Below are 13,268 nucleotides of genomic sequence, written 5' to 3'. Positions count from 1 at the left end.
GTGACGACCCGTCCCGACGTGACCACCCGCCTGCCCGACCGGTTCCGTCAGCTGCGCTGGTCGACGTGGCGCGGCGTGCTGTGGCGCAGCGTCAACGGCTTCATCGACGACGAGTGCGGCGACCTGGCCGCGGCGCTGACGTACAACGCCGTGCTGGCGGTCTTCCCGGTGGCCATCGTGGTCGTCGCACTGGTCAACCTCGTCACCGACGGCCGGACCGCGGTCGAGACGATCCTCGGCATCCTCAAGGACCTCGGCGCCGGCTCGGTGGTGGCCAACAAGAACTTCACCGCCGTCCTCGACGCCGTCATCATCCAGCAGAGCTCCGCGAAGGCCCTGCTCAGCTTCGGCCTGCTCGGTGCGCTGTGGTCGGCGTCCAACTACGTCGGGGTCTTCACCCGGGCGTCCAACCGCATCTACGGCGTCAAGGAGGGGCGGCCGTTCTGGAAACTCCGGCCGCTGCAGATCGGCCTCAGCGCCATCGCCCTGGTGCTCATGGCGGCGGTGGGCACCGGGCTGGTCATCAGCGGCCCACTCGTCGACGCCGTCGGCAACTCCCTGCACGCCGGCACCACCGCCCGGACGGCCTGGTCGATCGGCCGCTGGCCGGTGCTGGTGATGATCCTGATGCTGCTGCTGTCGCTGCTGTTCTGGATTGCCCCGAACGTCCGCCAGCCCCGCTTCCGGTGGCTCACCCTCGGCGGCGCGGTCGCCCTCCTCGCCTGGGCGCTGGCGTCGTTCGGCTTCGGCCTCTACGTCGCCAACTTCGGCTCCTACGACAAGACGTACGGCAGCCTGGGCGCGATCATCGCCTTCCTGGTCTGGCTGTACCTGGCCAACTCCGCCCTCATGCTGGGCGTCGAGATCAACGCCGAGGTGCAGCGCGGCCGCCAGCTGCAGGCCGGCGAGAAGGACCCGGACCCTCCGCTGCCCCCGAAGGAGCCGGCGGAGGAATCTTCTTCGGTTTAGGCCGGGGCTCGCCGGGCAACCTTTTGTCATGGAACGCGGTAGCGACAAGCACAGCCCTCGCGTCGACGACCAGATGGCCCAGGAGGTCCGCGGGACCGTCCAGGGCACGGCGGGCGCGCGGGCCGAGGAATGGAAGATGGCCGAGCCGTCGGGCGAGGACCAGCCCCGGACCAGCGTCGTGCCGGAAGGCGGCGCCGGCCGCGGCCAGCCCAACGGTGTCGGCAGCCCCCAGGGCGAGGCGCTGAGCCGCTTCGGCACGTACATCGGGCTCTCGGCCCTGCCGGGCGACCGCGACGCGCTCGAGAAGAGCGCCCGCGACCTGGAAGCACCCGACGACGTGATGGAGGCGCTGCACCGGCTTCCGGCGCACACGACCTACCGCACCGTCAGCGAGGTCTGGAACGCGGTCAACGCGTGACCAGGCGCATCACTTGTAAGGCGGGGAAACCCACAAGGAGGGAAACACCGTGAGTACAGTCACCGAGTCCGTTGACGTCAACGTGCCGGTACGCACCGCGTACAACCAGTGGACCCAGTTCGAGGAGTTCCCCCGGTTCATGGGCGGCGTCGAGGAGATCCGCCAGCTCGACGCGACGACCACCCACTGGAAGACCAACATCGACGGCGTGAAGCGCGAGTTCGACGCCAAGATCACCGAGCAGCTGCCGGACGAACGGGTCGCCTGGACCACCACCGAAGGCAGCAAGCAGGCCGGCGTCGTCACCTTCCACCGCCTCGACGAGACCCACACCCGGGTCACCTGCCAGATGGACTTCGAACCGGACGGCGTCCTGGAGCAGGCCGGCGACAAGCTCGGCTTCCTCGACCGCCAGGTCAAGGGCGACATGAAGCGCTTCAAGGAGTTCATCGAGAACCGCGGCGGCGTCGAGACCGGCGCCTGGCGCGGCGAGGTCGACCGCCCGCAGCCGTAAGAACCCACGATCGCGAAAGGCCGCCGGGATTCCGGCGGCCTTTTCGTGGGTACGCGGAAGACATGACTGATCGCGAAGACGCCGGCGTGTGGCGCGACGAGGACAAACTCTCCGTCAAGGACCTCAGCGAGGCCATGGCCACCTGGGACACCGACGGCCAGGGCGACCCGACCGACAACGACGCGGGCCTGGAACAGGCCTTCGGCCACGGCGCTCAGGTCACGTCCGAGAACGAGGCCGGCGAGACGGACCCGGACCGGGAGTACCGCCCGAGCACGACAGGACGCAGCGGCCCGCACTGACGACGCCGTTCACCAGGCCGCGACCATCACCGGTCGCGGCCTGCCGTCATTTCCCCACCCGCCGCCTGCGGTCAGTTCCCCACCCGCCGCGGCCCACCGGCACCTCCCCACCCGCCGCGGGCTCCGGCCCCGCTGTCAGGCTTCCGCGGGACCCAGCCGCTCCGGCCGGACCCCGTCGGGCTCAGCCCAGGACGGTCACGGTTCCCACCTCGGCGGCGACGTCGAGCAGGTAGCGGTCTGCGGCCGTACCCCACTGGTCCGGGGCGACGACGGCTCCTGGCGCGGCGCCGGCCCGGCCCGCCCACGGCACCGCGACCAGCCCGGCCCCACCGCGAAGCCGCAGCTTGACGGCGGTCTCGGGCGGCACCGCCACGGCCAGCTCGCCGACCGAGCCGCTCAGGGCCACCGGCACGGACCCGGACGGCGCCGGGAGCCGCATGCTGACCAGCCCGGCCCCGGACCCGAGCTCGAGCCGCCGGAGCCGCCCGTCCGCGAGGTCGAGGTGCTGCTCCCCCGCGCCCGCCGGCAGCCGGATGTCCCAGCGGACCTGGCGATTGAGCAGGATCTCGACGGTGTCGGGCCCATCGCCCCCGGTGGGTACGAGCCCCACCCGCACCCGCCCCGGCGCGCCGGTGACCTGCGGAGACAACCCTGAGTCAGCAGGAGTGCTCACGCGGTAGAGCAGACCGGGCAGATCGGCCAGGCGCACTTCGACGCGGGAGGCGGCATCGCGCAGGATCAGGAAGGCACCCGTACGCCCGTGCAACGCCCCGGCCTGAACGTGCGGTTGCGGGCCGTCGTCAGGCGGCACCTGGCGCGCGCCCAGCGTGGTGGCCGGCGAGCAGGCCGACAGGGTCGCCACCACCGCCAGATGCGTGCAAACACGCCAGATCCGGCCCTTTGGTCGATTTCCGCGGAGCATCACGAAAGGGATAAACGCCCGGCAAACCTCCAGAGACCCTCTGACCTGCGATGCATCCTGGAGCCGGCCGCGGAGCATCCGCGCGGACAACGCGCTGACCTGCGGAAACAGCGGTCGCGTACCGCTCGTGGAACGGCGACGACGGAGCGCAGTGGGCACTATCGGACAACCCGAGATCGGCCGAAAGGGTGACGGCGAACCGCCCGAATCCGGCAACACTAGCCGGATGCGATCTGCCGGTTTCCTCTCCGAGCGTCAGCGCCGTCTCGCCTGGGTGGGCTTCCTGCTCGCCGCCTTCCAGGCGCCGTTGGCAGCGTCGCTCATCGATGACGCCTCATGGCTCTTCGCCGTGGTCGTGGCCCTCCTCGTCGCCACCGTGATCATCGCCGACGACGCCCAGCGCCGCCGTCCGCGCGCCGAGCTCGAGTAGGCCCCAAGCCCAACCGCACCCACGCGGTCCCGGCCGCCGAACCGAACAGGCCGGACCCCTCAGCCGCCCATCCAGGTCAAAGCTCAAGCACCCGAGGCCGCCACCGCGCCGGCACCTCACCGCTGCAAGAGCCGCCGAGCCGGTGACAGCCGCTCAGTTGTGTGTGGCGGTGATGCCGGTGTCACCGAGCGCACACCGTGCCATGACCGCGCCGACCTGCGCTGCTGGGGGCCACCGTGGCCTGCGCTCAGTCGTGGTTCGGATCTGCGCCGTGGCGTGACCGCTCGGTCAGGGCCGTGCTTCGTGGCCCTTGCGTCCCCGGGTACGGCGCTGCTCCTTGAGCTCGGCCTCGTACAGGTGCCGCTTGCCCTGGGCGAGCTGGTCCCGGGCGTCCTTCTCGATGCCCTTGAACTCGGCGTAGTACCCGTCGTCGAACTCCTCGACCAGCTGGAACGTCCACCGGCCCCCGATGACGTTGCGGCCGATCAGCTCGTGCTGCACCCGCTCGGCGAGCTCGTCGTGTCCGGCCTTGCGCAGCAGCTCCACCGCGTCGTCGAGCTTGAAGTCGGCCTCGCCGATCAGCTGGTGCAGGGAGTACAGGTGGCCGCGGACGCGTTCGACCACTTCCAGGGCTTCGCTGAGCTTGCCGAGGGCTTCGACCGTGGTGTCGTCGAGCCCTTCGGGGCGCCGGTGCTCGCTGTCGGGACCATCTTTCATGCGGCACCAATTCCCCCTGGTACGCGATTCAACCGAAGATCTCACCCGGCCCCCGACCGGCTCGGACGGCTCCGAGTTCAACCGAGCTGCACCGATCAGGCGAACCGTTGGCTACCTCGGCGTCCCTAACGTTTCTTCTCATGAATGGCCTGTTCAGCGGCGCTGCCGCCCGTGCTGCCCTGCGTTCCGCCAACGCTTGCCTCGCCGAGCTGATGTCGTCCGTCGGCGTCACCGGTCTCGAGGCCGCGGCCCGCTCTGCGGGTCTGCTCGCCGCCGTCGACCAGCACGAGGCGGGCATCCGCGACAGCCTCTCGACCGACGTGCGCCCGCTCACCCCGGTGATCCTCGCCGCATACGCCGAGGGCGTCCGCGACGCCGCCTTCAAGCACGGCTGGCGCGCACCGGAGGGCGCGATCGACTGGAGCGCGAACGACTGGGTGCTCACCCGCCTTCTGGCGGTCTGCTCGCTCGCCCGCAAGCTGCCCCAGACCCGCTGACGGCTGCTCAGTCCCAACAGGCCTTTCGACCCGTTCTGGGCCGGCACCTCCTCCGAGGTGCCGGCCCTTCCTACGTATACGGCAGCAACACCTCGTGCCCGGTCAACAAACCGCCCCGGCCACAGCCGGAAAGAAAGGCCGGCCTACCGCGCGGACCGACCCGGCTGTCGAGGCGTGACGACGCCAGGCGTCACGCACCGCACCAGCGACGCAAACCGGGCCGGCGACGCCGCCTCACAGGCCACCGCGCCACACAACCCACCGCACCGCACAAGCCACCGCACCGCACAAGCCACGCACCGCACCGCACAAGCCACCGCACCGCACAGTCACCGCACCGCACCGCACCGCACCGCACCGCACCGGCTAAGCAAGCGGGCCGCTGTCGCCAGGGGCCGTCACGCTCCGCCCGGGGTCTTGGGCGGTGGCTTGATGACCTGGGTCTGTTCGCCGTCGGCCGGGTCGGGCAGGCGAGGAATCACCTGTGTCCGCTCGTCGCCGTCGTCCGGCGCGTCCTGACCTGCCGGAGACGGCGTGGTGATCACGTCGGCCGTGGTTTCGGAATCGTCGTCCTCGTCGTCGAAGCCGGGCACCGGGTTGGAGCTCTGCCGGCGGGTCCGCTGCACCGGAATCACCTGCGTCTGCTCACCCGCGACGGCCTCCAGGAGGCGCTGCCGCGCCGCCTCAGCACGTTCCTCCTGTTGTTTGCGCGCCGCCTCACGACCCCTGAGCCTCCTCCTCCGGGAAGGCTTCGAGACCTCGCCGGCCGCCACAGCGCCCCCAGGCTCGGGCCCGCGCGCCGCATCAGCTCGAGAGCCCTCGCCGCCCGCGCCCGCTCCAGCGGCGCTGGTCGAGTCACGAGGCTGGACGGCCTGCGCCGCCTCCTCGGCCTGAGACGCCGGGCCTTCGGATGCCGCTTGGTCCGATCGGGCACCTTCCGTTCTCCGAGCCTCCTCGACCTTCGGCGCCTCCTCCGCCGTATGAGCCTCCTGAGCAAGCCGCGAGTCCTCGGCTTTCCGGGCTGCCTCCGCCCGACGGGCTTCCTCGGCCCGCCGAGCCTCTTCAGCCAAGCGGGCTTCCTCAGCCTCCCGCGCCTGCTCAGCCAGACGCGCTTCCTCGGCCTTCCGAGCCTCTTCAGCGCGGCGGGCCTCCTCGGCCTTTCTGGCTTCATCGGCCAGGCGGACCTCCTCAGCCTTCCGAGCCTCTTCAGCCAAGCGCGCTTCCTCAGCCTTCCGAGCCTCCTCCGCCTTCCGAGCCTCCTCCGCCTTCCGAGCCTCCTCAGCCAAGCGCGCTTCCTCCGCTTTCCGAGCCTCCTCCGCCTTCCGAGCCTCCTCAGCCAAGCGCGCTTCCTCGGCCTTGCGAGCCTCCTCAGCGAGCCGCGCCTTTTCTGCTGCGTACGTGCGGGCGTGCTCCCGGATCACCGCCGACTCCGCGCCTGCTCGTTCGAGCCAGATCTCCCAGCGGTTCTGCATCGGGCGGATCAGGCCGCCTCCCACGCCGACGATCACTACGCCGGCGACCGTTGCCAGGACTGCGATCAGCAAGGGCTGGGTCACGGCTGTGGCGATCTGGACCTGTTCGAGGGCGGCGATGATGCCGAGGCCAAGGATCAGCCAGTAGGCCGCCTGAGCCAGGATCCGGCCGTACGCCAGGCCGCCCAGCGCGCTGCCGATCAGGTCGCGGACCGCTCCGCCGATCGCCGCGGCGACCACGATGATCACGATGGCCACGAAGGCGCGTGGCAGCCAGGCGACCAGGGCGGTCAGCAGGTCGCTGACAGCGTTGGGGCCCCAGATGCCGAACGCCAGCTGGAGCGCGAACAGGAGCACCGCGTAGAAGGCGATCTTGGCGCACAGGTCGCTGGGCTCCACCCGGCCGCCGAGGGCGCGTCCGATCGCGCCACGCTCGACCGCGCGGTCGAATCCGACGCGGTGCAGGGTCTTGCCCACGACAGTACGCACGAGCCGGGCCAGCACGTAGCCGATGATCAGGATCGCCAGGAAGGCGAGGGCTGCCGGCACGAACAGCAGCACCGAGCGCCACATGTCGCTGAGTCCCTCGCTCAGATCGGAGCCGTTCATCCGCTCTCCTCGCCGGTGGGGCCGGTGGGGCCGGTCCGGCCGCGTGCGCCGGAAGGCCGGGGTGGGGCGGCCGGACCTCGAGCCCGGCCTGCCTGAGACGAGGTTAGAGCGACCGTCGCCGGCCCGCACCGGTGCGAGCCGGATGGTCAGCAGATCGCAAGGATTCCGGCGCGCGAACCACCCTGGCCGGAGTGGCAGCTCAGGAGCAGGCGAGACCCTCGATGAGACACCCTCCCGGCAGAGCAGCCAGGGTCCCCTCGACGCTGAACGTGAACGTCACCGACTCCCCGGCCGGGATCGCCTCCCCGCTGAACGTCACCGACTCCCCGTTCTGCCGCACCTGCGCGCCCGAGGCGGTCACCGCGTTCCCTCCGGGCACGGTCACCGACACTGTCCAGTCCCTGTCGGCCCTTCCGCCCGGGTTGGTCACCCGCACGGTGCCGGTGTACCCGGTCCAGCCGTCCTCCCCCTGCTCCGCGGCGTACGTGAAGGCGGCGGTCAGCGGAAGAAGACCTGGCGGCAGGGCGATCGGATCGGTGTCCTCGGGCGGGTCCGCGGTGTCGGAAGGCTCCGGCGCGGTGGTGGTCTCGGGCGGGTCCGGAAGATCGGGTACGTCCGGAGCCGTCGTCCTCTTAGGTACGTGCACCGGCACCGGTGTGGCCTGCTGTGTCGTGGTGGGCACCGCGGCGGGCGTCGTCGCCGGACCGGAGGCGGCGCCGGTCACGGGGTCGACGCCCGGCAGCGCGGGTTCAGGATCGAGAATGCCGTCCTCCGGCGCGGCGGAAGTAACCGCACCGGGCGGCGGTGCGGCTGTGGCCTGGCCCGTCGTGTCCCAGGCCGCGTAGCCGATGCCCAGCCCACCGATGATCGCCAGGACGGCCGCGGAGAGCACGGCGGCCCGCTTCCGCCTGCCCGACGGCTCGGGCCGCACGTGGGAAGCGATCGGAACCGGTTCGCTGTCCGGCTCCGCAAAGAAGGCATCTCCCGGCGACGCGAAGGAAGCCGGCGGGGCGAAGGAAGCCGGCGGGGCGAAGGAAGCCGGCGGGGCGAAGGAGGAGGGCGGGGAGACAGGCGGAAGGACCACCGTGGCGGAGTCGTGGACCGCCGGCGGGTCCAGCTCATAGACCGACGGCGGGACAGGGTCGAACTGCTGCAGCTCAGCGACGTATCCCATGACGCCGCGGCTGGGCCGGGGCCGCCACATCTCACTCACGCGCGGCACTATAAGCGAGCCAAGATCCAAGACCGAGACCCATTTCCGGTACGGCCACACTACGCACCGTCACCGCACACGGGACGCGCCTCGGACTGGCACCCGCGCGTACCGGACAGAACCGGACGTACGTACAGTACCGGCATCGTCCGAACGGCCGAGGCGGGCTACGCTCATGTCATGGTCGGCATGGGGAGTCCTTCGGCGACGACGCTGCCTGCGCAGGACGGCGGGCCCGCACAGGACGGCGGGCCGGCGCGCCGCGAACCGGATTGCGCCGAGCTGGTCGGCGCGCACCCGTGGGAGACCACCTCGCTTGGCCCGATGGAGGTCTGGGACCCGGTCGTCCGGGCCACCGTGGAGGTGGTGCTCTCCTCCCCGGTGCCGATGGCGCTGGCCTACGGCGACGACCACGTCCTCATCTACAACGACGCCTACGCCGAGGTCATCGGGGGCAAGCACCCCGCAGCGCTCGGGCGGCCGGCTGCCGACACCTTCGGTGACCTCTGGCAGACGCCCGGGGTCGGCGGGGTGATCGCCGACGTCTACCGCAGCGGTCAGTCCTTCCTGGAGGCCGAGACCCAGGTGGCGGTCCCGCGCGGCGGTCAGGTGGAGCAGGCGTCATTCACCCGGGGCCACTCCGTGGTCCGCGACCGGCACGGTTCCGTCGTCGGCGTGCTGACCGTGGCGGCCGAGACGACCCAGGTCACCCGGCGGCTGCAGAGCCTCGGCGAGCTCACCGCCCGCCTCGCTGCCACGCTGACCATCGACGACGTCGCGCGGGTCGTGCTGGCGTACGCGATGGCCTCGTTCGACGTCGACCATTGCGTCTTCGCGGTCGACGACGGCGCGGAGTTCCGGTACGTCCGCCGGATCCGCGGCGAGATGGTGGACGAGGTCGACGAGCGCCTTCCGCCACTGTGGAAGCGGGTCGGCAACGATTCGGCCTATCCGCTGGTGGTGACCGCGCAGAGCGGCCGGCCCTCGTTCCAGCCCGACGGCGCGCCGCTGGCGAAGGTGGCGACCGACCGGCACGAGCGCCGGATCCGCGCGCTCGCCGCGATGCCGCTGCGCACGCCGTCGCTGCGGGGCGCGCTGACCATGGGCTACCGCAACGCGCACACCTGGCTGCCGGCCGAGCGCGCCCTGCTGTACGCGGCGGCCGAGCTGGTCGCGCAGGCGGCCGAGCGCGCCCGGCGGTTCGAGGCGCAGCACGGCACCGCCCAGCTGTTGCAGCGCAGCATGCTGCCGGAGCATCTGCCGGAGCTGGACAGGTTCCGCATCGCCGCCCGGTACGACGTCGGCGTGGACGGCAACGCGGCCGGGGGCGACTTCTACGACGCGTTCGAGCTGGCCGACGGCCGGCTGGCGATGGTTCTCGGCGACGTGGCCGGCCATGACGTGCGGGCGGCCGCGGTCATGGGCCAGGTACGCGCGGCGCTGCGGGCGCTGGCGCTCACCGATCCGGCGCCCGGTACGGTGCTGGCGGGTCTGGACCGGCTGGTCGGGTCCCTCGGGGCGGAGTCGCGCAACGAGGAGATCTTCGTGACCGTCGTCTACGGCGTGCTCGATCCGGGCGACGGGACGATCACGCTGGCCAGTGCCGGCCATCCGCCTCCGGTGCTGCGCCGGGCCGGGCAGGCCCGGGCGTCGGCGCAGCTGGTCGCCGTGCCGCCGGGTGCGCCGCTGGGGCTGGGCGGTACGTGGCGGACCAGCACCGTACAGCTCGAGCCCGGCGACACGATCCTGATGTTCAGCGACGGCGTGGTGGAGCGCCGTGGCCGTACGCTCAGCGCCGGCCTCCAGGACCTGGTCCGCGCCGCCGCGGGTGCGGCCAGTGGCGACCCGCGCAACCTGTGCTCGCTGGCGACGGCGGCGGTGGCCGGGCGTACCGATGACGATGTCGCCGTGCTGGCCGTCGAGCGGGCCGTGGCGCTGAGCCGGTCGGCGACGATGCAGGTGCCGGCGGAGCCGACGGGGCCGAGCCGGGTCCGGCAGTGGATGACCGCCCGGCTGCGCGAGTGGTCCGTTCCCGAGGCCGTGATCGGCGCCGCCATCCTGTGCACCAGTGAGCTGACCACGAACGCCCTGTTGCACGCGGGCACCCCCGCCCAGGTGCACATCGATCTCAGCGCGGAGCGTCTGCTGGTCTCGGTGGCCGACACGGGTACGCGCGGCAGCGTCGCTCGCGCCCGCACGGACACCCTCAGCAGCCGCGGCCGTGGCCTGGGGCTGATCGAGGAGCTGAGCGACACCTGGGGCACGGATCCCACGGTGCGCGGGTCCACGGTTTGGTTCGAGATGCTGATACCCCCCGCGGAAAAGGGGTAATCGCTGCGCATGACAGCCAACCGGGGAGTGCTCTTCGACGTCGACGGCACGCTGGTCGACACCACCTACCTGCACGCGGTCGCCTGGTGGGAGGCTTTGCGCCAGCACGACAAGGACGTACCCATGGCCGAGATCCACCGGGCCATCGGGATGGGGTCCGACAAGATCCTCGATCATCTGCTCGGCGCCGACCGCGACAAGAGCGACGACGAGCACATGGCCACCGCGCACGACATCCTGTACGGCGCGTGGTGGGAGCGGCTGCGTCCGCTGCCCGGGGCCGCCGACCTGCTGCGGGCGTGCGCGGACCTGGGGCTCGCGGTGGTGCTGGCCTCGTCCGCGAAGGGCGCCGAACTGACGAAGCTGCGGCGGGTCATCGACGCCGACGACGTCATCACGGCGGCCACCTCGTCGGCTGACGCCGAGGAGAGCAAGCCCGCGCCCGACATCCTGCAGGCGGCCCTCGACCAGTCCGACGTGGACCCGCAGCAGTGCGTCTTCGTCGGGGACGCGGTGTGGGACGTCAAGGCGGCCGGGAAGCTCGGCATCCCGTGCATCGGCCTGGCCTGCGGCGGCACGAGCGCGGACGAGCTGACCGCGGCGGGTGCCATCGAGACCTACAAGGATCCCGCCGCTCTGCTCGCCGCCCTGGACCGCTCGGCGATCAAGAAGCTGAGCAGCTGAGGGGTCAGGGCCGGCGCCAGTCGTCGCCGGTCAGGTGGGAGCCGGCCTGCGGGCCCATCGTCAGCATGCCGCCGTCGACCGGCCATGACGCACCGGTCACATAGGACGCCTGCGGGCTCGCGAGGAAGGCCACCACGGCGGCCACCTCGCGGGCGTCGCCGGGCCGGCCCAGCGGTACGCCCGGACGCCGCTCGTCGTGCGGGTCCTCGTCCTCCTGCCCGGTCATCGCGGTGGCGATCTCGCCGGGCGCGACCGCGTTGACCGTGATGCCGTGCTCGGCGAGCTCCTGCGCCATGACCTTGGTGAGCAGCCCGAGGCCGCCCTTCGCCGCGCAGTACGCGCCCGCGCCGACCCGCGGGGCCGTCTCGTGCACGCTGGTGATGTTGATGATCCGGCCACCGCGGCGCGCCTCGACCATGCGGCGTGCGGCGCGTTGCGCGCACAGGAACGGCCCGTCCAGGTCGACGGCGAGCACCTCCCGCCACTGCTCCCAGCCGGTGTCGAGCACCGGCGTGGAGATGCCCGTACCGGCGCAGTTGACCAGCACGCCGATGCCGCCGAGCGCCTCGGCGAAGTCGTCCACGACGGCGGCCGCGCCGGGCAGGCGGGTGAGGTCCAGCGACCGGATCTCGGCGCGCCGGCCGGCCTTGCGGACCTCGTCGGCGGTGCGCTGGGCGTACTCGGTGTCGCGGTGCCGGGTGATGCCGATGTCGTACCCGTCCTCGGCGAGGGCGACGGCGATCGCCCGGCCGATGCCCGACTCGGAGCCGGTGACGACGGCGACGCGAGGATACTCAGTCATGGGTGGGCGCTTACCCTGCTGTGCCGCAGACAACCGTTGCGGTCCGGCATGTTTTGCCCCGCCGCCGGGCAGTGGTAGCGGGTGCAACTGCCCGACCTCCTGTTCGCGATCTTCGGCGTCGGTGCGCTGCTCGCCGGCATCCTCCCCCGGGTTCTCGAGCGCCGCCCGCTGTCGATGCCGATCGTGTTCCTGGCGCTGGGCATGGTGCTTTTCGCCGTACCGTCGGGTCTTCCGGAGGCCGATCCCCTCGCCCACCCGCAGCTGACGCAGCACCTCACCGAGGTCTGCGTGATCATCGCCCTGATGGGCGCCGGCCTGAAGATCGACCGTCCGCTCAGCGGGCGGCGATGGACGTCCACCTGGCGGTTGCTGGCGGTCGCCATGCCGGTCACCATCGCCGCCGTCGCCCTGCTCGGATGGTGGTGGGCGGGCCTCGTGCCGGCCACCGCCCTGCTGCTGGGCGCCGCCCTCGCCCCGACCGACCCGGTGCTGGCGTCCGACGTGCAGGTCGGCGAGCCCACCGACGAGGAGGACTCCGAGGACGAGGTGCGCTTCGCGCTGACCTCCGAGGCGGGACTCAACGACGGGCTCGCCTTCCCGTTCGTCTACGCGGCGATCGCGATGGCCACGGCCGCCGTCACCCACGAGAGCTGGTTCGGCGAGTGGGCGCTGATGCACCTGCTGTACAAGGTCGCCATCGGCACGATCGGCGGCATTCTGATAGGCAGGCTTCTCGGCCGGCTCTTCTTCCGCGCGCGGAACAAGAAGCTGCGCCTCGCCCACCATTCGGAGGGCTTTCTCGCCCTGGCGGCGACATTCCTGGCGTACGGGCTGGTCGAGCTCGCCGGCGGGTACGGCTTCCTGGCGGTCTTCATCGCCGCACGGGGGATCCGGTCGGCGCAGCGTTCGCACGAGTACCACCAGGTGCTGCACGACTTCGCGGAGCAGATCGAGCGCCTGCTCACGGTGCTGCTGCTCCTGCTGCTGGGCGGTGCGGTGGTCGGCGGGCTGCTGGGGCCGCTGACCTGGAAGGCGGCGCTGGTGGGGCTGGCGCTGGTGTTCGTCATCCGGCCAGTGTCAGGATTCCTGTCGCTGCGCGGGGCCCCGGGCCACACGGCGGAGCACTGGGTCATCGCGAGCTTCGGCATCCGGGGAATCGGCACGTTCTACTACCTGGCGTACGCGATGAGCCACGCCAAGTTCCCGAAGGTGGATGTCGTATGGGCGACAGCAGCTTTCGTCGTTCTGGTGAGCGTGGTGTTGCACGGCGTTGCGGTCACGCCCGTGATGCGGCTTCTGGACCGATACAACGAGCGGTCCCATACCCCGGAAGAGAAACACTCTCAGTAACGGCCACAACTCTGCGTAATCGCAATGCCGCGAGATCG

Annotated in this window: 13 protein-coding genes and 1 pseudogene; 9 read left to right on the top strand and 5 right to left on the bottom strand. The window is 71.5% G+C overall.

Going from position 1 to position 13,268, the window contains the following annotated elements; translation table 11 throughout:
- The 4 genes from AB0J80_RS16285 (at position 1) to AB0J80_RS16270 (ending at position 2,203) form a co-directional block, all read left to right on the top strand.
- Positions 1-969 carry a YihY/virulence factor BrkB family protein gene (locus tag AB0J80_RS16285; RefSeq protein ID WP_364705311.1) on the top strand — a complete coding sequence of 323 codons (969 nt, stop codon included), beginning with the start codon at positions 1-3 and terminating at the stop codon, positions 967-969.
- Positions 970-997: 28 nt separating this feature from the next.
- Positions 998-1,387, top strand: coding sequence for a DUF2795 domain-containing protein (locus AB0J80_RS16280; RefSeq protein ID WP_364705309.1), 390 nt, complete (start codon positions 998-1,000; stop codon positions 1,385-1,387).
- A gap of 49 nt (positions 1,388-1,436) precedes the next feature.
- Positions 1,437-1,901: an SRPBCC family protein gene (locus tag AB0J80_RS16275; RefSeq protein WP_364705307.1), complete on the top strand. Its 465-nt coding sequence runs from the start codon at positions 1,437-1,439 to the stop codon at positions 1,899-1,901.
- Positions 1,902-1,963: 62 nt separating this feature from the next.
- Positions 1,964-2,203, top strand: coding sequence for a hypothetical protein (locus AB0J80_RS16270; protein ID WP_364705305.1), 240 nt, complete (start codon positions 1,964-1,966; stop codon positions 2,201-2,203).
- Between the two features lie 181 nt (positions 2,204-2,384).
- On the opposite strand, the gene AB0J80_RS16265 is transcribed toward AB0J80_RS16270, so the two are convergent.
- The gene (locus tag AB0J80_RS16265; RefSeq protein WP_364705304.1) at positions 2,385-3,068 is read right to left on the bottom strand and encodes a hypothetical protein; all 684 of its coding nucleotides are present in this window, start codon (positions 3,066-3,068) and stop codon (positions 2,385-2,387) included.
- A gap of 283 nt (positions 3,069-3,351) precedes the next feature.
- Between AB0J80_RS16265 and AB0J80_RS16260 the strand changes: the two genes are divergently transcribed.
- Positions 3,352-3,555, top strand: a complete 204-nt coding sequence (locus tag AB0J80_RS16260; RefSeq protein WP_364705302.1) for a hypothetical protein — start codon at positions 3,352-3,354, stop codon at positions 3,553-3,555.
- A gap of 288 nt (positions 3,556-3,843) precedes the next feature.
- Here AB0J80_RS16260 and AB0J80_RS16255 read toward each other — a convergent pair whose 3' ends face one another.
- Entirely contained in the window at positions 3,844-4,272 is a 429-nt protein-coding gene (locus AB0J80_RS16255) for a hypothetical protein (protein ID WP_364705300.1), read from the bottom strand.
- Positions 4,273-4,412: 140 nt separating this feature from the next.
- On the opposite strand from AB0J80_RS16255, the gene AB0J80_RS16250 reads away from it, so the two are divergent.
- Complete coding sequence (locus tag AB0J80_RS16250) at positions 4,413-4,769, top strand: DUF6401 family natural product biosynthesis protein (RefSeq protein ID WP_364705298.1); 357 nt, start codon at positions 4,413-4,415, stop codon at positions 4,767-4,769.
- Between the two features lie 1,445 nt (positions 4,770-6,214).
- On the opposite strand, the pseudogene AB0J80_RS16245 reads toward AB0J80_RS16250, so the two are convergent.
- Both AB0J80_RS16245 and AB0J80_RS16240 read right to left on the bottom strand, forming a co-directional pair.
- Positions 6,215-6,850 (bottom strand): annotated as a pseudogene (locus AB0J80_RS16245) (hypothetical protein); the annotation flags it as partial.
- Between the two features lie 199 nt (positions 6,851-7,049).
- Positions 7,050-8,054 carry a cellulose binding domain-containing protein gene (locus tag AB0J80_RS16240; protein ID WP_364705658.1) on the bottom strand — a complete coding sequence of 335 codons (1,005 nt, stop codon included), beginning with the start codon at positions 8,052-8,054 and terminating at the stop codon, positions 7,050-7,052.
- A gap of 189 nt (positions 8,055-8,243) precedes the next feature.
- On the opposite strand from AB0J80_RS16240, the gene AB0J80_RS16235 reads away from it, so the two are divergent.
- Both AB0J80_RS16235 and AB0J80_RS16230 read left to right on the top strand, forming a co-directional pair.
- Complete coding sequence (locus AB0J80_RS16235; RefSeq protein WP_364705296.1) at positions 8,244-10,394, top strand: SpoIIE family protein phosphatase; 2,151 nt, start codon at positions 8,244-8,246, stop codon at positions 10,392-10,394.
- A 9-nt stretch (positions 10,395-10,403) separates the two neighbouring features.
- Positions 10,404-11,078: an HAD family hydrolase gene (locus AB0J80_RS16230; RefSeq protein WP_364705294.1), complete on the top strand. Its 675-nt coding sequence runs from the start codon at positions 10,404-10,406 to the stop codon at positions 11,076-11,078.
- 4 nt (positions 11,079-11,082) lie between these two features.
- On the opposite strand, the gene AB0J80_RS16225 is transcribed toward AB0J80_RS16230, so the two are convergent.
- Positions 11,083-11,880 carry an SDR family oxidoreductase gene (locus tag AB0J80_RS16225; RefSeq protein ID WP_364705293.1) on the bottom strand — a complete coding sequence of 266 codons (798 nt, stop codon included), beginning with the start codon at positions 11,878-11,880 and terminating at the stop codon, positions 11,083-11,085.
- An 81-nt stretch (positions 11,881-11,961) separates the two neighbouring features.
- Between AB0J80_RS16225 and AB0J80_RS16220 the strand changes: the two genes are divergently transcribed.
- Positions 11,962-13,230: a cation:proton antiporter gene (locus AB0J80_RS16220; protein ID WP_364705291.1), complete on the top strand. Its 1,269-nt coding sequence runs from the start codon at positions 11,962-11,964 to the stop codon at positions 13,228-13,230.
- The last annotated feature ends 38 nt before the right edge of the window (positions 13,231-13,268 follow it).

It is taken from the genome of Actinoplanes sp. NPDC049548 (assembly GCF_040676695.1).
GTDB lineage: Bacteria > Actinomycetota > Actinomycetes > Mycobacteriales > Micromonosporaceae > Actinoplanes.
The sequence above is the reverse complement of the archived record's forward strand: the minus strand, read 5'-3'. Positions and strand labels throughout refer to the sequence as shown.